The following is a 20,000-nucleotide window of genomic DNA, read 5'->3' on the forward strand; positions in this document are numbered from 1 at the left end:
TAAAAAATTTCTATCTCGCTAAAGTTCTTATAATTAAAAAGCTATTTTATAAAATGAATCACAAGTATATTTTTCCAATAGGCAATCAGCAATGCCATAAGAAGAACCTGAGATATTAATTAATACCTCAGGTTCTATTAAAATAAACGAAATATAAAGTATGTTTTGAAATAATACATTGATTAAGAAATCAATCCAAAAAATCAATATCATTTAACTCTCTAATTCAATATATTCTTGCGCCCACTTTTCCATAGGGACCAATGCCGTTGCTAAGGCATCACCTTTATCTGTAAGTTGGTATAAAATGTTCATCGGGCTCGTAGAAATAATTTTTTTCTCTACAAGGCCCCATTCACATAAATCTGTTAATTTTATACTTAGCGCGCGAGGCGTGATTGTTTTCAAATCACGCTTCATATCAGAAAAATGAGCAGATTTTTCTGTACATCTAGATAAGTAATTTATTATAAGACCGTTCCAACTTCTACCTACAATTTTAAAGGTTTCTTCGAGATAAGGGCAAACCTCCATGGTCATCACCTCATATCATTTATATTTTTCATAATAGAAAACGGAAATCACAACCTACAAAAAATCAGTATATTTAGTATACCACATGTATTAAATTTTTTCAGTCCAAATGTCTGCGCCAAGTGATTTTAATGTTTCAACTATATTTGTATAACCACGATAAATATGTTTTACGTTATAAATTGTAGTAACCCCTTCTGCTAATAGACCAGCTACTATAAGGCAAGCACCAGCACGCAAATCACTTGCATATACTTCTGCGCCAGTTAATTTAGATGGTTTTATTGTTGCAGTACCGTTATCGGATGAAATGTTAGCGCCCATATTTCTCAATTCGTCAACGTGTTTAAAACGCGCTGGATAAATTGTTTCAGTTACAAATGAAACACCATCAGCCATAAACAACAATGGTGTAATTGGTTGTTGTAAGTCTGTAGCAAATCCAGGGTACACCAACGTCTTGATATCAACGCTTAAGTACGGGGCGTTTCTCTTGATAATCGCGCTGTCTTCCCCAACTTGGATGTCTACACCAAGCTCCTTTAATTTAACGGTTAATGGCTCAACATGAGTAGGAATAATATTGTTAATCGCAATGTCTTCTCCACAAGCAGCCGCTATACACATATAAGTACCAGCTTCAATTCTATCTGGAATGACTTGATGATGAGACCCATGAAGTTGGTCTACACCTTTGATTTTGATTGTACTTGTACCTGCACCTTTAATATTAGCACCTAAACTTGTTAAAAAGTTAGCCACGTCAACTACTTCGGGCTCTTTCGCTGCGTTTTCAATTACTGTTTGTCCTTCTGCACGAACTGCTGCTAGCATGATATTTATAGTAGCGCCTACACTTACAATGTCTAAAAATATATTAGCACCTATTAAGCGGTCAGCTTCAATCTTCATAGATGTTTCACTAGATTCATCAATGCGTGCACCCAATGCTTTAAATCCTTTAATGTGTTGGTCGATTGGTCTTGGACCTAAAGGACAACCGCCTGGCAAACCAATGACGCATTTTTTAAATCTGCCTAGCATCGCGCCCATCATATAATATGAAGCGCGCAATGATTCTACTTTATTATTTGGCAAGGGGGCATTTTTAATTTCATTTGGATTCACTTCTAGCGTCATTCCGTTTAAATTGGTTTTTATATTTAAATCGCCCAATAAACTCACTAGCGTTTCTACATCTGAAATCTGTGGAAGACCTTCTATCGTTACTTTTTCTTCTGCCAATATTGCTGCAGGGATTATAGCCACGGCACTGTTTTTTGCGCCATGATTATTAACTTCACCTTTAAGTGTTTGACCACCTCTGATTTTTATCACTTCTTGAGCCATTCGCTTGATCTCCTTTACCTTTCAATCAATATTTCAATTTTGTTACATTATTTGCATTATAAATTAAAAATTTATAGTTTGCAAAACACACCTATGAAACAAAATCTTTTTAAATTAATATTATGTATTACTTCACTTATATATATTTGGTAATACTATTTTTATTCCCAGTTTATTAAAGGTTAAATCCTATTTGTATGTTTTATTTAAATACTATGTAAATAACTTATGTTCAGACTTACAGTTAATCAATACATGCTAATAAATTATAACATAAATAAATAAGCCTGAGACATTACTTTTTGTCTCAGGCTTATTCGTTAAATTGGCAGTAGCTACTGGATTGAAAACACCGGTGTAACAGGATTTTCCTTCCAATTATTAATGCCTTAATGGAACAATGAAATGATATTAGATAAAGTGGATTTCTGCACTACTCCACTTTAAAATAATAATATTATTTAGCTCTATTTGAAGTGCCAAATTCTTTAATTTTACCAATTACTGTCGCTTTAATTGCTTCACGTGCTGGCCCTAAATATTTACGAGGATCGTACATTTCTTTATCTTTATCTAAAGCTTCACGTACTGCTTTAGCAGAAGCAATTTGGTTTTCTGTATTGACATTGATTTTCGCAGTTCCGAATGGAATCGCTTTTTGAATATCTTTTGTTGGGATACCAGTACCACCGTGCAATACTAATGGTAAACCAGTTGAAGCACCGATTTCTTCCATTTCTTTAAATCCTAATTTCGGTTCACCTTTATACGGTCCGTGAACTGAGCCTAATGCTGGGGCTAAAGTATCGATACCAGTTCTTTCAACAAGTTCTTGACACTCTTTAGGATCTGCGTAGATAACGCCTTCAGCAATCACATCATCTTCTTGTCCGCCTACAGTGCCTAGTTCAGCTTCTACTGACACACCATGTTCGTGAGCATATTCAACAACTTTTGAAGTAGTTGCTATGTTGTCTTCGAATGGTTCGTGTGAAGCATCGATCATAACTGAAGTAAATCCAGCATCAATCGCTTCTTTACATTTATCAAAACTTGAACCATGGTCTAAGTGGATTGCAACTGGAATTGTAATTGCTTTATCGTGCATTAATCCTTCAACCATTTTAACTACTGTGTAGAATCCACCCATATAACGCGCAGCACCTTCAGAAACTCCTAAAATAACTGGAGCGTTTTCTTCTTGTGAAGCTTCTAATATAGCTTGTGTAAATTCCAAGTTATTTAAGTTGTATTGACCAACCGCATAACCATTTTCTTTCGCATCGATTAACATTTCTTTCATTGAAACTAAAGGCATGAAAGTTCCTCCTTAGTGCATTTGCACATATTTTTACAATCTAATTATATCAAAACCACAAGCATTTTGCATTCTTCTATTCAATTGTAAGCGTTTTTAATTTATTTTTTTATTTTATTCCTTTTAAATTACCCTTTAAATTTCTTTTTTTATATAAAATTGCAATATTTTTTACCATTAATTACAATGAGTGAATAGAACGGAGGTACATACATGTCTAAAATTTTAAATACACAATTAAACGGCGTTTTTAATCGCATCGAAGCCCAAGCGTTAGACGTTCAAATGGCTGCGCAATGTTTAATTCAAGCAATCGGAGGTGAGGGTACTGTATATGTTAAAGGGTATGAAGATTTAAATTTTTTTGAAGATTATGTCCTAAATAGTAATGAAAAACTCAAGTCTAGCGCCCCGCTAGCTTCAATCAACACATTTAAAGATATTGATACTACTGATAGAGTTTTATTGTTTTCGCCTTATTATACAGAACAATTAAAAAGAGATGTTGAAACTTTAATTGATTGTGATGTTGATTTTGTCTTAATTTGTAATAAACCCAAAACAGAAATCTTTCAAGACCATCTATTTCATTTCATCAATTTAAGCACACCGAGACCGATTGTGTATACTGAGGATTACGATAAAATTGTTACGCCTCATCCAATTGCTTTTAGCTATATTTATTATGATATATATACACAAATGATTGAAATGGTTAGAGATCTAGATCTTTAGAATAATAAAACGATTTTTTACATATACTACACTTTAACCTCTACAAATTGTCCAAATATAAAAAGCGCACCTTCATTTCAAAAATGAAGATGCGCTTTTTAAGTTTGTTACACTAAAATCATAAATGCCAGTAATAGTAATTAGCCGCATTCGAAACTTCATGAATATTAAATCATGAAGTTTTTTGGCAAAGTTAGTGATAATTATAAGAGGTCAACGTAATTATATCTACGCTACGTTTCGAAAGCACTCATAACTTTGCTATTATCATGTTAATATCTTTATTTTGTTTGTTGATACTTTAATGACGCTTCAATAAACGCTTTAAAAATAGGCTGTGGTCTATTCGGTCTTGATAAGAATTCTGGGTGAAATTGGCAAGCAACAAAGAAATCATTTTTCGGAATTTCTACCATTTCAATTAATCGTCCATCTGGGCTTGTACCTGAGAAAACCATGCCATTTTCTTCTAGTTGATCTCTATATTCATTATTGAATTCATAACGATGACGATGTCTTTCTTCTATATCTACTTCATCATAAATTTTATGTGCTAATGTGTTCTCTTTAATATGACAAGGATATAGCCCTAATCTTAACGTGCCTCCTAAATCTTCAATATCTTTTTGTTCTGGTAATAAATCAATAATAGGATGTGGCGTTGATGGATCTAGTTCTGCAGAATGCGCATTATCTAAACCAATTACATTTCTTGCAAATTCTACTGTAGCAAGTTGCATGCCTAAACAAATGCCGAAGTACGGTACATTGTTTTCTCTAGCATATTTAATAGCTGATATTTTACCTTCACTTGCTCTGAAACCAAAGCCACCAGGCACTAAAATACCATCAACATCGCTAAGTACCTCTTTAACATTGTCATCAGTAACTTCACTTGAGTCAATCCATCTCACATCAATATCTTTTTTAAATGGATAACCCGCGTGTTTAAGTGATTCGACTACTGATAAATATGCGTCTTGTAAACTTACATATTTCCCTACTAAACCAATCGTTATTTTACCATCTAAACTATTCACTGTATCTAATAAGTATTGCCATTCATCTAATTGCGTATCATATTTTGGATTTAGCTCTAAACGACGGATTACAATATCATCCATATCCTGTTGGCTCAGTTGTAGCGGTATTTCATATAATGATTCTGCGTCACGACATTCAATTACACTTTCTTTATTAATATCGCAGAACAATGCAATTTTATCTTTTAAATCTTGTGTTAATTCATATTCTGTACGTACTACAATTAGGTCTGGTTGAATACCTAACCCACGAAGTTCTTTAACGCTATGTTGTGTAGGCTTCGTTTTCATTTCACCAGCAGCTTTAATAAATGGTAAAAGTGTACAATGTACGTACATTACATTTTCGCGTCCTAAATCACTACGTATTTGTCTAATTGCTTCGATAAATGGTAATGATTCTATATCACCCGTTGTACCGCCTATTTCAGTAATAACTACATCAGCATTTGTACTTTCGCCTGCTAAAAGCAAACGTTCTTTAATTTCGTTGGTAATATGTGGGATAACTTGGACTGTGCCTCCCAGATAATCACCGCGACGCTCTTTTTTCAAGACGTGCGAATAAACTTTACCAGCAGTAACGTTTGAATATTTATTTAAATTAATGTCGATAAATCTTTCATAGTGACCTAAATCTAAATCTGTTTCTGCACCATCATCTGTCACAAAAACTTCACCGTGTTGATATGGACTCATAGTGCCAGGATCAACATTTAAATATGGATCAAATTTTTGGATTGTAACTTTTAATCCTCTATCTTTTAATAAACGTCCTAAAGATGCTGCTGTGATACCTTTACCTAGTGAAGATACAACTCCACCAGTTACAAAAATAAATTTTGTCATTTTCTGCCTCCTATTATTAAAACAGTAATTCATTCAATACCAACAAAATATATGGCATGTACTATTAAACATTGAAGTAATTATCATTTATGTAAACGCCTATTTCCTATTGTTCATATGATAAAAGCATAACCCCGGAAAATAGCGTCATAAATTAATATTTTATAAACTTTATATAGTAATTCAAATAAAAAAATCGCTCCCTCTCACAGTATTTGTAAGGGGGAGCGTATAACATTTATACACGTCGTCCTAATTTAAGGAGCCCGAATAAAATTTTATCATTTTCACGGGAAAAGTCAAATGAATATTAGTAGATAATGAATTATTTTTCTTCCTCTTCTTCGTCATCTTCATTTTCTTCATATTCCTCTTCTTCTTCTAAATCTTCCTCTTCTTCCTCTTCTTCGTCGATCACGATTTCATTCTCAGGAATTTCTTCGTCAACTTCTTCTTCATCTGGGTCTTCTGGATCTTCTAAAGTTTCTTGGTCATCCGTCGCTGTCGGGATATCATCATCTTCGTCTGCATCATCTTCGCCAAGTAATTTCAATGTTTTATCTTCTTCATCTTCTTCTTCTAAAATATCGAATTTTTGAATCGTTGGCGCTATTTTTTCTTCAATGTCTGCTACTGAATACCAGTCACGTAGTCCCCAAATATTTTCCCCAACATTTAAGAAACGACCATCTGTATTCAAATCAGTATAGAATTGTACGATTCTATTTTCAATCTCATTATCTTCGTAATGACCAAGCGCTTTAAATTCATCTATGATATCATATAAATTCATTGTATCGCCTTTTTCAAGTAATAACGTATAGGCCATATCGATAAATGATTTCTCATCAACCATTTCTTTTGTGTAATCTTGAATTCTCATTATTTATTCTTCCTTTCAGAGGCATTTATGCATTTATCCAAATCAGTACTGTTCATCTTAAGTAATAATAACAAAAGTAAATTATAAATGACAATCCTTGATTTCGCAAACGCATTTAATAATTTATATATTTTTCAAATACAGCAAAATCTTCGCCGCTTTCAATTTCAACAAAGTTACTGTTTATACATAACGGTTTTAATTCATTACGTTCCCCGTACAGCGTTATCGTAACAAATTGCGCACCTACAAATTTTTTTCGAATATAGGTTGGCAGTTGTCTTAATGCACTTTCAGCAATACCGTTATGTCTCTCACCTTTATTCACTTCAATAGAATTTATATTAATTCGTTGCTGATGTTGCTCGATTGCAATAAAACCAACTTTACTGCCATCCTTAATCATATCAATCATATGATGCGTTTCGAAAGGTGATTCGTTATCATTAGGTTTTAATTTTAATGAAGATACATGCTTCGAATCTAAATCTAAATAATATAAACGTTCCTTACCAATAGGTCCTTCTTCTTTTGTAGCAGTATGCATAAAGCCTGCCCGTTCGTATACATTCCATGCGCCTTTATTTTCAGCATCTACGACTAAATACAAATGATTAAAACTCGGAAATAACTTTTGTACGTATTGTGGTAAATGCATCATCATTTTTGTACCATACCCATATCCTTGGAAACGTTCATTTACAGATAAAGATCGCACATATATGACTTGTTTGGGTGTGTCATAACCCTCGTGTTGATAATATTGATGTAGCACAAAGAAGCCTACTACTTCTCCATCTTCATTTAATGCAATATTAGCTATTCTATCTTTATCACTGAGCGCATCGTCGAGTACATCTTTAGGTAACGAGGAGTATATTTGTTGCCGCTCACTTAATTTAAAATGATGTAATGCAGTTTTATACTTATTTTCAAATACTTGTATCGTAATATTTTCAAACGATTCTTTAATAAACATATCTTATCCCCTATTATTTTAACTTGTTAATTAGTTATTAATACCACATTTGATTTAAAATAATCGAAATATGAATATTTCAAATTACTAATAGTTCAAAAAACAGTTCACATTCCAATTTACTCCAGGTTACTTTTCACTTCATCATGCCCATCATTTTAGAATGCTTTAGGAATATCACCATACTTGACCTTACTTTATGAATTATACATTTTTTTAAGGAGACAAACCGTCGAACGTTAATCATGATACTATGCGTATCATGACGCATTTACATTTATACGCCCGGGACGTTAATTTGTGAGGTTATTACCATCTACTAGCCGTTTAGAATATAGTTTTTTCCTTTGTACTACCAAATACGTTTTTGTAAAAAGTATGCTTTGTTTATCTTGCTATTCTAATAAAAAGGCTAGACATCGTTCAAATTATCCCTTTCCAATTCTCTATATTTGATTTTCCTAAATTTTATTATAATATAAGTTATAACGTAAATATTTTAGGAGGATAAATAGATGAAAATAGGCATTGATGCCGGTGGAACGCTCATAAAAATTGTCCAAGATTATGATGGAAAACGTGAATATTCTACCAGATTAACCACTGAAATTAATGAAGTCATCGAGTGGTTAGACCGACAAGTGTGTGAAAGTATTAGTTTAACAGGAGGACAAGCTGGTACTATAAGAGATAGGTTAACGTGCCCATCTCGGATTTTTGTAGAGTTTGATGCTGCTGCAAATGGACTTGAAATTTTATTAGAGGAGCAAGGACACCAATTAGACAATTATATATTTACCAATGTAGGGACGGGCACATCACTTCATTTTTCAGACGGTAAAAAACAACAACGTGTCGGCGGTGTAGGCGCAGGCGGCGGAATGATACAAGGCCTTGGTTACTTGCTGACTGGACTGAAAGACTATAAACAATTAACAGACACAGCCCAAAAAGGCGATCGTGAATTCATTGATTTAAAAGTAAAACACATTTATAAAGATAGTGAACCACCTATTTCAGGTGATTTAACTGCTGCAAATTTTGGCCATGTATTACATAACTTAGATAAAAGCTTCTCTAACGCTGATAAATTAGCATCATTGATTGGAGTTGTAGGTGAAGTCATTACTACGATGTCTATTACAGTCGCAAGAGAATATCAAACTGAAAATGTAGCTTACATTGGGTCTTCATTCCATAATAATGACTTACTAAAAGAAGTTGTTGAAGATTACACTGTATTACGTGGTTTTAAACCCTATTATATTGAACACGGGGCATTTTCTGGTGCGTTAGGCGCAATACATCTTTAAAACAATTATTACCATGAAATAAGTACGCTGAAATGGATTCAATACTTATTTCATGGTAAAAAATAGGAACAGTTACTGTCTTAAATATGCTGCATATTTATAACTAGTAACTAGATCCATCACTTCATATATTTCTCGACTAAAACGGTAATTGATCTAACATTTTTTGCGCTGATACTACAGTGCCTACTACGCCCGGTTTCAAATCAACAGCTACTGCTTTGTCATCATCTCTCAAAATATCTAACCATTCTGCAAATACTTCGCCTTCTACTTCGATAATATCGCATTCTTCAAAATCTTCATTTCTTACTTTTTCAGCCCTATTTCGGATACTCCACACCGGCATGATGTGCGGTTTTTGGTGTTCATCATCACTGATCATTATAAATTGCTTAGCCTCTTTATTAGAGAGACCGAATACAGCATCTTCTTTAGCAACATCCATTACAAATTCTTTTAACCGAATTTCATCCAAATCTGACATTAATTCATTCGTTGCTTCAACAATATTAACTAAATCTCCATCAGTTTGTGAGGAAGGATCCATCAATACTTCCTCACCTTCTTCGAACACATCGTCTATTTCATATGTTACAAAACGATCAATATCAATTTTTTTAATTTGGTCATAATCGGTGTCATGTTTAGTTAAGAAAGTCTCAGCTGTTTCTTTATTTGTCCAAACACAGATAATTTCCTTTCCTAATACTTCATGTCTAATGAGTTGTTTTGATTTTGTTGCTACATAAAAAAATTCATTTACTAGTATATCTTGAAAAAATGAACTTGCTTTATAAGACATAATTACACCTTCAATTCATTTATATTATTTAACCATATTTAGAATATAAATGAGTCTATTGCTAGAGTCAATTAACGCCACACAATTCACTTCGAAATTTTAAAGCATCCAATAAATATACTCAGATTTCTACAATAATCAAACATCATTTGTAATTTTTCACTTATTAGACTTTTAATTCATTTAAAAATTGTTGCTCTAAACAAGCTACTTCTTTTTTGTCCTTCCCATGCCAAATACAAGCGCATCTTGAAGACACATGCCCGTTTTCATACCAGTCTCCATCATAATAAGCTAATGGAAATAAATGATTATTTTTCACATACTTTAAAATTGTATTAAAAAAATGTTCATTATTATCTGGTGCGATATAACTATAAAACTTTTGGTATCCATCTTGTATGACTGGCTCTAACAACAACATGCTGGTAGAACCATTTTGTCTAAAATTTAAATCAATCGCAAAAATATCTCCATTTTTATCTAACAATAAATCAAATCCTGCAATTCCAATAAAACCTTTGGATACGCCAATTTCCATAATTTCTCTTCCAGCTTGAATAATGGATTCAGGCACATCATGTACATTTTCGTTGCCGTTATAATGTCCGTATTCATCTGTTAATTGCTCTGAAGTTCCAATATAACGAATGCCTTCATCTTTTTCATATGCAAATTGCACACAATAGTTGGCTATTTCTTCTATTTTTTGTTCAATAATCAATGTATGTGTTTCTTCCTGTGCTTCTGCGATTCGAGATTTAGCTTTAGTTAAATCTGACTCATTATAACAAATCATAACCCCATAACCCCCAGCTGTCGGCAAATCATCGCCCGGCTTCACGACAAAAGGGAATCGCCAATGTGATACTGCATCTTCAAAATCGCAAATATTCACAACATCACGTGCGGGTAAATATTTATGGTTTGTCCATTCTGGTATGCGTGCTTTATTATTTAAAGCTACAAAGACATCTTTATCTATAGCATAATATTTTTGCTCTAAAATCGATTCGTTATGGATATATTGAAAATAAATGCGTTTACGGTCTTGCTTAGCTAATTTATTTATCGTTTGCTCGTAACTTTGTTGGTCATAAAAAGTATAAATATTTGTAGGCATCGTTTTGCCGATTGTATCAAATAAAATTTTCAATTTATCTGTAACATTCGCTTCATGCACTATAACAGGTATTTGATCAGCGATAATAAGCTCTCTACCTGTTAAAAAATTGGATTGGTGTTCTTCTGGGTTTAACCATGGATTTGAAACATAAGATGGTCTAGCAGTATATACTACGTCATTGTTATATATATCACTAAGTGTTAATTTAGGGTGTTGCATGCTTAGTTTTTTCATTTTTTGTACCCCTTTGTATAATGGTGCTCCTCAATAATCGCGTTAAATACTGACTTATTTTCTATTAATTCTAATCCCATTAATGCAAGGATTTTTGCTCCTCTGATTAAAGCTTGGTCACCATGTTTATTACCTGCTGCTTCTCTGAAACGGTGCGTGTGGCCTACTAAGTTTCTAGAACCAATTTTAATATGAGGGTGAATGGTTGGGACAATATGACTTACATTTCCAGTATCTGTAGAACCATAACCAAAATCATCGTCAATAACTGCTTCTCCTACTTTTGTTGCGTACTTAACAAATAAATCATCCAATTTTGAAGATTTTATAAATTCATTTACGCCGTTTTGAATAGGACCAAATTCATAATCACATCCAGTTTGAATCGCAGCGCCTTTTGCAATTTGGCCTACCCTTTCTGTTAATACATCTAATTCTTTACGAGATGTTGCTCGTGTGTAAAAACGAGCATGTGTATAATCTGGAATAATATTTGCTGCTTTCCCGCCATCTAAAATAACACCATGAACTTTTTGGCTTTTTTTAATATGTTGCCTCAATTGAGCCACACCATTAAAGTAAGATATCATGGCATCTAAAGCATTTCTAGCTTCTTCAGCATTTTCAGAAGCATGTGTACTTCTACCATAAAATTTAATATCTAAAACATCTACCGCCAAAGTATTGATTGTCCTATAAGTTTCATTGCCGGGGTGTACCATGAGCGCGACATCTAATTCATCAATAATACCTTCTTTTACATAGGAGGCTTTAGCGCTACCATTGACACCACCTTCTTCAGCAGGACAGCCAAGGATGATAATTTCTCCACCAAGTTTGTTAATTACCTGTTTCAATCCAACGCCTGCTAAAACACTCGCTGTTCCAATAATATTATGACCACATGCGTGACCTAGACCAGGTAAAGCATCATATTCAGCTAAAAACCCAATTGTTGGGCCAGTTAATCCTGAATCATAACGAGCGATGAAACCAGTCGCATGACCTGCAATATTCGTTTCAACTTCAAAGCCATGTTTTGTTAAATCTTCAATTAATGTTCTTGAAGCAAATATTTCTTCATTTCCTAATTCAGGTCTTTGATGAATTTGATGGCTCATTTCTACATATGTTAATTTTTCATTTTCTATATAATCTAACACTGTTTGTTCATGTCTCATTTTCAATATCCCCCTGTATTCAAGTTCATTGTATTATCTATTAATTATGTTTTTGAACGATACATCATCAATAACAGATGTGCAAAATATATTTTAATTATTACTCATTTTATCGGGTTTATTTAATTCTGTCATTATTTTTTTGAATTTCAAAAATAATAGTATTATCTTTATCTTTATAATTTATAGAAATTGTAAATACCACCCGCTCTTGTTACAATTACATTAATAATTAATTTTAGGAGGATATCATATGCCAAAAATGAACGTTGAAAGTTTTAATTTAGATCATACAATTGTAGTGGCACCATTTGTTAGACTTGCAGGTAAAATGGAAGGTGCTAATGGAGATGTTATTCATAAATATGACATCCGTTTTAAACAACCTAATAAAGAGCATATGGATATGCCTGGTTTACATTCACTTGAGCATTTAATGGCTGAAAATATTAGAAACCATTCAGATAAAGTAGTTGATATCAGTCCAATGGGTTGTCAAACTGGTTTTTATGTATCATTCATCAACCATAATGATTATGATGATGTGTTAAATATCATTGAAAATACAATTCAAGATGTGTTAACGGCTACAGAAGTACCAGCATGTAATGAAGTCCAATGTGGGTGGGCTGCTAGTCATTCATTAGAAGGCGCTAAAACAATTGCACAAGTCTTTTTAGATAAAAAAAATCAGTGGAACGATATATACGGTAAAGGCCAATAAACGATAATCACGTTAAATGGAAATTAACAATAATAAAAAAGAAAGGCTAAGGTATGATATCTTAGCCTTTCTTTTTTATTTGTAATAGATAACTAAAGCAAAATGGTTATTCTACGTAATTATTTCTATCTTTTTTATAATTTATTAATCATTTTTATTAATACAAATTGTAGCGGGACGCGACTATATAATAACCATGTAGGTAATTGTTTATCACCTAGCGCTATATTTTTTCTAGCCATATAAATGTTAGCAGGCAGTACTGCTAATAAAAAGCTATTAATAAGTTTCTTAAAGCCACGTGTAGGTTGTTTAACTATTAATACTATGCCAAAAACAATTTCAAAAACACCTGTTATTAAGACTGCAGATTTTCTAAATGGTAAATATTCAGGTACGATCTTTCTGAAATTAGACTCATGACAAAAATGTAATACGCCAGCAGTACTAAATATTATACCTAAAATGGTTCTCATTAAACGTTTCATTTATCAACACCCATTTCTTTTAAATAACTTCTTCCGAATTCTGGCAGTTTAACGCCAAAATTATCTGCAATTGTCGCGCCAATTGAACTGAATGTATCATCCATAGATAGTTCATGATATTTCGTTATTTTAGGGCTAAACATAAGTACTGGAATATATTCTCTTGTATGGTCTGTTCCTGTAGCTGTTGGGTCATTACCATGATCTGCAGTAATGATAACTAAATCATCTTCTTGCAGATGATCGATAAGTTCTGGCAAACGATCATCAAAATCTTTAATAGCTTGCGCGTACCCATCTTTATCACGACGGTGACCATATAACGCATCAAAATCTACTAAATTCAAGAAACTTAAGCCTGTAAAATCTCGTTGTACCGTTTCAACCAATTTATCCATACCATCCATATTATCTTTAGTACGAATGGCTTCAGTTACGCCTTCTCCATCGTAAATATCATTAATTTTTCCTAAAGCAATCACATCATAATCCTTGTCTTTTAATTCATTCATTACCGTTTTACCGAATGGCTTTAAAGCATAATCATGTCGATTAGATGTTCTTGTGAAATCACCCGGCTCGCCAACATATGGACGAGCAATAATTCGACCAATTAGATATTTAGGGTCTTTTGTCAATTCTCTAATTTTCTCACAAATATCATATAATTCTTCTAGTGGGATAATATCTTCGTGAGCAGCAATTTGAAGCACTGGGTCTGCTGATGTATAAACAATTAAATCACCCGTCTTCATTTGGTGCTCTCCCCACTCATCAATAATTTGTGTACCTGAAGCAGGTCTATTAGCTACTACTTTACGACCTGTCATTGTTTCAATTTCGTTGATTAGTTCATTTGGAAAACCATTAGGATAAACTTTAAAGGGTTGCATAATATTTAATCCCATAATTTCCCAATGACCGGTCATAGTGTCCTTACCAACGGAAGCTTCACTCATCTTAGTATAAAACGCACCAGGTTTAGCTACCTGTTCAATAACAGGTAAGGGTGCAATATTACCTAACCCTAATCGCTGTAAATTAGGTAGCGTTTGGCCAAAACCTTCGAGCGTATGTTTCAACGTGTGGCTGCCTTCATCGTCAAATGCTTTAGCATCTGGGCCTTCTCCTATACCCACTGAATCCATGACAATTAAATGCACCCTTTTAAATGGTATAGTCATCGTTCCATCTCCTATTCAGTAATTATTTTATGAATCAACGTAGGAATTTCTCCATGTGAACTTATCGTAATACTTTGATTTAATTTTGCTTTAACTTCATCAATTTGTTCACAGTTACTGTGAATCGTTAATAAAGATTCACCTTCACTAACAAAATCTCCTACTTTTTTATTCAAGACGATACCAACACTTAAATCGATATCATCTTCTTTTGTTTGTCTACCGGCGCCTAACATCATCGATGCAACGCCAATTTCATTTGCAATAATTTCAGTTACAGTACCTGATTTTTGCGATGGTAAATCAATTTGGAAACGTGCTTGTGGTAATCGATTAACATCGTCGACTACTGAACCATCTCCATCTTGATTTTCTAAAAATGTACGGAAAGCCTCTAAAGCTGAACCGTCATTGATTGCCTTTTCTAATAGTAGGCGAGCTTCATCTAAATCCTTAGCTTTACCACCTACAACGACCATTTGTGAACCTAATGTCATCACTAATTCTGTAAGGTCTTTTGGCCCTTTACCTTGTAAAGTTTCAATGGCTTCTTTGACTTCTAAAGCATTTCCAATGGCGTTACCTAATGGTTGTCCCATATCTGAGATAATGGCCATCGTGTTTCTACCAACATTATTGCCAATATTCACCATTGCTCGGGCTAATGCCTCAGCATCTTCTAATGTTTTCATAAAAGCGCCATTGCCTGTCTTAACATCTAATACGATAGCGTCTGCTCCAGCAGCTATTTTTTTACTCATAATTGAAGAAGCAATTAGTGGAATTGAATTAACAGTTCCAGTAACATCACGTAATCCATAAAGTTTCTTATCAGCTGGCGTTAAATTACCAGTTTGTCCAATAACAGCTACTTTAGATTCATTTACTAATTTCACAAATTTATCTTCACTAATTTCAACGTGAAATCCTTTTACAGATTCTAATTTATCAATTGTGCCCCCGGTGTGGCCTAAGCCTCTACCACTCATCTTAGCTACTGGCACACCAACAGAAGCAACTAATGGTGCTAATACGAGTGTTGTTGTGTCGCCTACGCCACCTGTTGAATGTTTATCTACTTTCATACCATTAATCGCTGATAAATCAATAACGTCACCTGAGTTGACCATTGCCATTGTAAGTGCCGCTCTCTCATCATCATTCATATCTTGGAAATAAATTGCCATTGCTAAACTCGACGCTTGATAGTCTGGAATCTCACCGTTGGTATAACCATTAATAAAAAATTCAATTTCGTCTTTATCTAATGCTTGACCATCACGTTTTTTTTCAATAATATCTACCATTCTCATATGAGTTGGCCTCCCCCAAAAAAACACAAATTATACTGTGTCTATTTTATAGTTTAGATAACTTTAATAATCAGTATCACTTTCTAAACCTTGAATAATTTGAATCCCTGCACTTGCACCAATACGCGTTGCTCCAGCTTCAATCATTTTATTAAAATCTTCTAAGTTTCTTACCCCGCCAGATGCTTTAACTTCTAATGCATTACCTACAGTATCTTTCATTAATTTCACATCTTCAGGTGTTGCGCCGCCGCCAGCAAATCCAGTTGAAGTTTTGACGAAATCTGCGCCTGCAGCTTGACTTAACTCACAAGCTTTTACTTTCTCTTCATCAGTTAGAAGACATGTCTCAATGATCACTTTTACCGTTTTGCCATTTGCTGCTGCCACTACACCTTCAATATCTTTTTGAACTACTTCATAACGCCCATCTTTTAAAGCGCCGATATTGATAACCATATCTATTTCTGATGCACCGTTTTTAATAGCATCTTCAACTTCAAATACTTTTACAGCTGTTGTTGATGCGCCTAACGGGAAGCCAATTACTGTACATACTAAAACGTCAGTGCCCTTCAATTTATCAGCAGCATATTTTACATGAGTCGGGTTAATACATACTGATTTAAAGTGATATTCGCTCGCTTCATCAAGTATTTTATCAATTTGAGTTCTTGTAGACTCCGGCTTTAGTAGTGTATGATCTATATATTTTGCATAATTCATTCTAATTCCTCCTAAAATATTATATGTATGAAATTACTTTTATTCTTTAAAATTATAATATATTCAAATAAATTTAATAAAATCACAACATGGGCTTTATCTCTATATTACAAAAATTCGCAAAAATAATAAACAAATGTTATCTTTATTTTGATAAAAGAATTTAAAGGAGAAGAAGACTATGACAAAATCTACACCACACATTCAACCTAACGGAGCAAAAATTGCTAAAACTGTTTTAATGCCCGGAGATCCATTACGCGCAAAATATATCGCAGATAATTACTTAGAAAACGTTGAACAATTTAATGAAGTTAGAAATATGTTTGGCTACACAGGCACTTACAAAGGTAAAACAGTTTCTGTGATGGGATCTGGCATGGGCGTCCCAAGTATTGGTATTTATTCGTATGAACTCTATAATTTCTTCGATGTTGAAACGATTATCCGTATTGGATCATGTGGCGCATTACAAGAAAATGTAAACTTATATGACGTTATCATTGCTCAAGGGGCATCTACAAACTCTAGCTATGTTGAACAATATAATATTCCTGGCCACTTTGCACCTTTGGCTGATTTCGACTTAATTTTAAAAGCGAAACAAAAAGCAGATGAAATTGGCGCTAATACGCATGTTGGTAATATCCTTTCCTCAGATACATTTTACAATGCAGACTCAACATTTAATGAAAAATGGCAACGCATGGGTATCTTAGGCATCGAAATGGAATCTGCTGCACTTTACTTAAATGCTACTTACGCTAATAAAAAAGCTTTAGGTATCTTTACTGTAAGTGACCATATTTTACGTGATGAAGCAACAACAGCTGAAGAGCGTCAAAACTCATTTACACAAATGATGGAAATTGCGTTAGAAATCGCTGAGTAAATCATTGATATCCTATATGGATGACTTAAGTTTGGTTATTGTAATAACAAGTAATCAATCCATGACAAATACGCCACAATTAAGATGTAAATAAGCACAGACTGCGATTTAAATCTTAAAATGAGCTATTTCAAAATTGAGGAACCAAAAAGCCAAAGTCAAAGAAACTTGACTTTGGCTTTTTGCTTTAAAAATTAGGAACAACACTGAAGTCGTATCAAATATTTTAAAAAATGAGACGGAAGTCTTCGTCTCTTACCATCACTTTTCCTAAAAATTATAACTCCAAAATCAAAATTTGATACATCTCCCTATTATTGTAATCATCTATCGTTCATACCAAAGGTGAGGCCGAAACATTATATAATGTTTCGGCCTCACCTTTTTATCAATCATTTCACTGTAATTGTTTATTTTCCTAAATAAGATTTTAACATCCAGTTATGTTTATCAATATCTGTTTGCATACCGATGAACATATCTTCTGTTACATCATCTTCAGTATCAGAAGCAACTTCAATTGCATTTACTAATTGTTTTGAAATATTGTCAAAGTCATTAGATAATTCTTCAACCATTTGTTCAGCTGTGTAGTCTTTTCCAGCTTCTTCGATAATTGATAATTCTAAACTTTCTTTTAAAGTCGCTACTGGGTTACCATTAACCGCTAAAATACGTTCAGCTAAATCATCTATATATTGACTTGCTTCATCATACAATTCTTCAAATTTTGTGTGTAATGAGAAGAAATTTGGTCCTTTTACGTACCAATGAAAATTGTGTAATTTGGTAAATGCAACAGTCCAGTTTGCTACTTGTTGGTTTAATACTTTTACAACTTCTTCATTATTTTTTGACATATTAAAAATCTCTCCTTTTAAGTTATGATTATAATTAAGCGATACTCAATTTCTTTATTATAATAATTATTATATTATAATAGTTATAATCTGTAAAGCTATTTTAGAACCTTCTTTATAATTATTATAATTTAATCTATCACTTAATTATCCACTACTATTATACCCATACACACAATATTTAATCCAATTCTTTTCTGTATGGCATCGCACTTTGAGCACCTAATCCTGTAACAGAAAAAGCAGCTGCTAAATTAGCGAAATTAACCGCTTCTTCTAATGGCTTATTTTCAATTAGTGCTACAGCTAATGCACCATTAAATGTATCACCAGCACCTGTAGTATCAATAACTTCTTTTTTGTAACCCTTAACTAGTTGTTGAGAATCACTATAAAACACAGCACCTGTAGCTCCTTTTGTTACAATAAGTTTTCTAGGATAAGCCATTAATGCCCGGTCAACCTCGTTTTTAAATAATAATTCACTTTCTGATTCATTCGGTGTCAGCCAGTTAACTTTTTCAATTACTTCTTGATCTAAACGACGATATGGCGCAGGGTTTAACATCACCCGCATATCGTGATTTACTGCAAAGTCTACTACTTCATTTATTGTTTCTTTTGGTATTTCATGTTGCATCAAAATGATATCGCCAGCTTCAAAATATTTAAGTTTTGGTATTACTTTTTCAGGCGTTACATAATCATTTGCTGCCGGCACTACAATAATACGGTTGTCATCATCAAATAATGTGATATGCGCAGTTCCAGATGCTTCACTTTCAATTTTATCCATATAATCAATATTCACATTATTTTTTTCAAGATTCGAAAGGATTTGTGTGCCGTTGTCATCATCACCTACTGCTCCAATCATATACACATTATTGCTTAAACGTGCAGCAGCGACTGCTTGGTTAGCGCCTTTCCCACCTGGTGTTGTAAAAAATGATTTACCCATTACTGTTTCTCCTGTATTAGGTAAAATATCCGTTTCTACTACTAAATCAATTGATGCGCTACCAATCACAATTATGTTCCCCATGTTCTTTTCCTCCATCTATTCAGTCAATAAAAAATGATTTTTCATAATCATTAGGCTTATGCCAATGTGTTTTCCACATTCTATTTCTATTATCTGCAAAAAGTTGATAACCAAAATCTCTTAAAAATTTAGGTGTTAAATATAATAGAACACCCAACCATTTATAACTTGTCAAAGATGAAATCAATGAAGCAATTGCATCTGATTTATATTTGAAATGATCTCCTTCTTGCAAAATAACACTATCGTGTTCTTTAGTTTCTGGATAATTATAAAACATACCTTGTGCTGTATCACCTTGTAGTTTGGCGAATTGGTAACGTCTAGACAAACCTTTTTGGATAAGCCAAATTGCATAATTGTAACAATACACACAGTTGCCATCATAATAAATTATTGGCATATATATCTCTCCTTT

The 20,000-nt window shown here is 33.4% G+C and carries 20 protein-coding genes; 4 read left to right on the forward strand and 16 right to left on the reverse strand.

Features of this window, described 5'->3' with window-relative positions; genetic code table 11:
- Window positions 1-213: 213 nt before the first annotated feature.
- The 3 genes from IEU88_RS12750 to fdaB all read right to left on the reverse strand — a co-directional run bounded on the left by IEU88_RS12750 (window position 214) and on the right by fdaB (window position 3,202).
- Window positions 214-534: a winged helix-turn-helix transcriptional regulator gene (locus IEU88_RS12750; protein WP_096808770.1), complete on the reverse strand. Its 321-nt coding sequence runs from the start codon at window positions 532-534 to the stop codon at window positions 214-216.
- 90 nt (window positions 535-624) lie between these two features.
- Entirely contained in the window at window positions 625-1,884 is a 1,260-nt protein-coding gene (gene murA, locus IEU88_RS12755; RefSeq protein ID WP_096808769.1) for a UDP-N-acetylglucosamine 1-carboxyvinyltransferase, read from the reverse strand.
- Between the two features lie 457 nt (window positions 1,885-2,341).
- Window positions 2,342-3,202, reverse strand: coding sequence for a class IIb fructose-bisphosphate aldolase FdaB (gene fdaB / locus IEU88_RS12760; RefSeq protein ID WP_096808768.1), 861 nt, complete (start codon window positions 3,200-3,202; stop codon window positions 2,342-2,344).
- 213 nt (window positions 3,203-3,415) lie between these two features.
- Between fdaB and IEU88_RS12765 the strand changes: the two genes are divergently transcribed.
- Window positions 3,416-3,937, forward strand: coding sequence for a DUF2529 family protein (locus IEU88_RS12765; protein ID WP_103373673.1), 522 nt, complete (start codon window positions 3,416-3,418; stop codon window positions 3,935-3,937).
- Window positions 3,938-4,218: 281 nt separating this feature from the next.
- Here the strand turns inward: IEU88_RS12765 and pyrG are convergent, their stop codons facing one another.
- The 3 genes from pyrG to IEU88_RS12780 all read right to left on the reverse strand — a co-directional run bounded on the left by pyrG (window position 4,219) and on the right by IEU88_RS12780 (window position 7,691).
- The gene (pyrG, locus tag IEU88_RS12770; RefSeq protein ID WP_096808766.1) at window positions 4,219-5,829 is read right to left on the reverse strand and encodes a CTP synthase; all 1,611 of its coding nucleotides are present in this window, start codon (window positions 5,827-5,829) and stop codon (window positions 4,219-4,221) included.
- Between the two features lie 325 nt (window positions 5,830-6,154).
- The gene (gene rpoE / locus IEU88_RS12775) at window positions 6,155-6,712 is read right to left on the reverse strand and encodes a DNA-directed RNA polymerase subunit delta (protein WP_103373671.1); all 558 of its coding nucleotides are present in this window, start codon (window positions 6,710-6,712) and stop codon (window positions 6,155-6,157) included.
- A 115-nt stretch (window positions 6,713-6,827) separates the two neighbouring features.
- Complete coding sequence (locus IEU88_RS12780; RefSeq protein ID WP_107644387.1) at window positions 6,828-7,691, reverse strand: GNAT family N-acetyltransferase; 864 nt, start codon at window positions 7,689-7,691, stop codon at window positions 6,828-6,830.
- Between the two features lie 515 nt (window positions 7,692-8,206).
- On the opposite strand from IEU88_RS12780, the gene coaW reads away from it, so the two are divergent.
- Window positions 8,207-9,004, forward strand: coding sequence for a type II pantothenate kinase (gene coaW, locus IEU88_RS12785; RefSeq protein WP_096808763.1), 798 nt, complete (start codon window positions 8,207-8,209; stop codon window positions 9,002-9,004).
- Window positions 9,005-9,143: 139 nt separating this feature from the next.
- On the opposite strand, the gene IEU88_RS12790 is transcribed toward coaW, so the two are convergent.
- From IEU88_RS12790 to IEU88_RS12800, 3 genes are all read right to left on the reverse strand, one after another.
- Window positions 9,144-9,809, reverse strand: coding sequence for a DUF2750 domain-containing protein (locus IEU88_RS12790; RefSeq protein WP_103373367.1), 666 nt, complete (start codon window positions 9,807-9,809; stop codon window positions 9,144-9,146).
- Between the two features lie 166 nt (window positions 9,810-9,975).
- Window positions 9,976-11,169 carry an L-aspartate--L-methionine ligase LdmS gene (gene ldmS / locus IEU88_RS12795; RefSeq protein ID WP_103373481.1) on the reverse strand — a complete coding sequence of 398 codons (1,194 nt, stop codon included), beginning with the start codon at window positions 11,167-11,169 and terminating at the stop codon, window positions 9,976-9,978.
- Window positions 11,166-12,350, reverse strand: a complete 1,185-nt coding sequence (locus tag IEU88_RS12800; RefSeq protein WP_103373480.1) for a M20 family metallopeptidase — start codon at window positions 12,348-12,350, stop codon at window positions 11,166-11,168. The genes ldmS and IEU88_RS12800 overlap by 4 nt, the downstream gene beginning before the upstream one ends.
- Window positions 12,351-12,603: 253 nt before the next feature.
- Here IEU88_RS12800 and IEU88_RS12805 point away from each other — a divergent pair, with 253 nt between their 5' ends.
- Window positions 12,604-13,074: an S-ribosylhomocysteine lyase gene (locus IEU88_RS12805; protein ID WP_096808760.1), complete on the forward strand. Its 471-nt coding sequence runs from the start codon at window positions 12,604-12,606 to the stop codon at window positions 13,072-13,074.
- A gap of 134 nt (window positions 13,075-13,208) precedes the next feature.
- On the opposite strand, the gene IEU88_RS12810 is transcribed toward IEU88_RS12805, so the two are convergent.
- The 4 genes from IEU88_RS12810 to deoC form a co-directional block, all read right to left on the reverse strand.
- Window positions 13,209-13,562, reverse strand: a complete 354-nt coding sequence (locus IEU88_RS12810) for a DoxX family protein (RefSeq protein ID WP_096808759.1) — start codon at window positions 13,560-13,562, stop codon at window positions 13,209-13,211.
- Window positions 13,559-14,746, reverse strand: coding sequence for a phosphopentomutase (gene deoB / locus IEU88_RS12815; protein ID WP_096808758.1), 1,188 nt, complete (start codon window positions 14,744-14,746; stop codon window positions 13,559-13,561). Before deoB ends, IEU88_RS12810 begins: the two co-directional genes overlap by 4 nt.
- 11 nt (window positions 14,747-14,757) lie before the next feature.
- The gene (locus IEU88_RS12820; RefSeq protein ID WP_103372838.1) at window positions 14,758-16,059 is read right to left on the reverse strand and encodes a pyrimidine-nucleoside phosphorylase; all 1,302 of its coding nucleotides are present in this window, start codon (window positions 16,057-16,059) and stop codon (window positions 14,758-14,760) included.
- Window positions 16,060-16,122: 63 nt separating this feature from the next.
- Window positions 16,123-16,785, reverse strand: coding sequence for a deoxyribose-phosphate aldolase (deoC, locus tag IEU88_RS12825; RefSeq protein WP_096808756.1), 663 nt, complete (start codon window positions 16,783-16,785; stop codon window positions 16,123-16,125).
- Between the two features lie 181 nt (window positions 16,786-16,966).
- Between deoC and deoD the strand changes: the two genes are divergently transcribed.
- On the forward strand, window positions 16,967-17,677 hold the full coding sequence (deoD, locus tag IEU88_RS12830) for a purine-nucleoside phosphorylase (protein WP_103373233.1): 711 nt from the start codon (window positions 16,967-16,969) through the stop codon (window positions 17,675-17,677).
- Between the two features lie 410 nt (window positions 17,678-18,087).
- On the opposite strand, the gene IEU88_RS12835 is transcribed toward deoD, so the two are convergent.
- The 3 genes from IEU88_RS12835 to IEU88_RS12845 all read right to left on the reverse strand — a co-directional run bounded on the left by IEU88_RS12835 (window position 18,088) and on the right by IEU88_RS12845 (window position 19,985).
- Window positions 18,088-18,537, reverse strand: coding sequence for a Dps family protein (locus IEU88_RS12835; protein WP_103373234.1), 450 nt, complete (start codon window positions 18,535-18,537; stop codon window positions 18,088-18,090).
- A 181-nt stretch (window positions 18,538-18,718) separates the two neighbouring features.
- Complete coding sequence (gene rbsK / locus IEU88_RS12840; RefSeq protein WP_096808753.1) at window positions 18,719-19,582, reverse strand: ribokinase; 864 nt, start codon at window positions 19,580-19,582, stop codon at window positions 18,719-18,721.
- Between the two features lie 19 nt (window positions 19,583-19,601).
- A complete protein-coding gene (locus IEU88_RS12845) occupies window positions 19,602-19,985 on the reverse strand; it encodes a thiol-disulfide oxidoreductase DCC family protein (RefSeq protein WP_096808752.1) in 384 nt (127 codons plus the stop codon).
- Window positions 19,986-20,000 lie beyond the last annotated feature (15 nt).

It is taken from the genome of Staphylococcus nepalensis (genome assembly GCF_014635045.1).
Classification (GTDB): domain Bacteria; phylum Bacillota; class Bacilli; order Staphylococcales; family Staphylococcaceae; genus Staphylococcus; species Staphylococcus nepalensis.

Coding starts and splice junctions, on each gene's coding strand:
- IEU88_RS12750 (WP_096808770.1), bottom strand. CDS start 534: ATGGAGGTTTGCCCTTATCTCGAAGAAACCTTTAAAATTGTAGGTAGA.
- murA (WP_096808769.1), bottom strand. CDS start 1,884: ATGGCTCAAGAAGTGATAAAAATCAGAGGTGGTCAAACACTTAAAGGT.
- fdaB (WP_096808768.1), bottom strand. CDS start 3,202: ATGCCTTTAGTTTCAATGAAAGAAATGTTAATCGATGCGAAAGAAAAT.
- IEU88_RS12765 (WP_103373673.1), top strand. CDS start 3,416: ATGTCTAAAATTTTAAATACACAATTAAACGGCGTTTTTAATCGCATC.
- pyrG (WP_096808766.1), bottom strand. CDS start 5,829: ATGACAAAATTTATTTTTGTAACTGGTGGAGTTGTATCTTCACTAGGT.
- rpoE (WP_103373671.1), bottom strand. CDS start 6,712: ATGAGAATTCAAGATTACACAAAAGAAATGGTTGATGAGAAATCATTT.
- IEU88_RS12780 (WP_107644387.1), bottom strand. CDS start 7,691: ATGTTTATTAAAGAATCGTTTGAAAATATTACGATACAAGTATTTGAA.
- coaW (WP_096808763.1), top strand. CDS start 8,207: ATGAAAATAGGCATTGATGCCGGTGGAACGCTCATAAAAATTGTCCAA.
- IEU88_RS12790 (WP_103373367.1), bottom strand. CDS start 9,809: ATGTCTTATAAAGCAAGTTCATTTTTTCAAGATATACTAGTAAATGAA.
- ldmS (WP_103373481.1), bottom strand. CDS start 11,169: ATGAAAAAACTAAGCATGCAACACCCTAAATTAACACTTAGTGATATA.
- IEU88_RS12800 (WP_103373480.1), bottom strand. CDS start 12,350: ATGAGACATGAACAAACAGTGTTAGATTATATAGAAAATGAAAAATTA.
- IEU88_RS12805 (WP_096808760.1), top strand. CDS start 12,604: ATGCCAAAAATGAACGTTGAAAGTTTTAATTTAGATCATACAATTGTA.
- IEU88_RS12810 (WP_096808759.1), bottom strand. CDS start 13,562: ATGAAACGTTTAATGAGAACCATTTTAGGTATAATATTTAGTACTGCT.
- deoB (WP_096808758.1), bottom strand. CDS start 14,746: ATGACTATACCATTTAAAAGGGTGCATTTAATTGTCATGGATTCAGTG.
- IEU88_RS12820 (WP_103372838.1), bottom strand. CDS start 16,059: ATGAGAATGGTAGATATTATTGAAAAAAAACGTGATGGTCAAGCATTA.
- deoC (WP_096808756.1), bottom strand. CDS start 16,785: ATGAATTATGCAAAATATATAGATCATACACTACTAAAGCCGGAGTCT.
- deoD (WP_103373233.1), top strand. CDS start 16,967: ATGACAAAATCTACACCACACATTCAACCTAACGGAGCAAAAATTGCT.
- IEU88_RS12835 (WP_103373234.1), bottom strand. CDS start 18,537: ATGTCAAAAAATAATGAAGAAGTTGTAAAAGTATTAAACCAACAAGTA.
- rbsK (WP_096808753.1), bottom strand. CDS start 19,582: ATGGGGAACATAATTGTGATTGGTAGCGCATCAATTGATTTAGTAGTA.
- IEU88_RS12845 (WP_096808752.1), bottom strand. CDS start 19,985: ATGCCAATAATTTATTATGATGGCAACTGTGTGTATTGTTACAATTAT.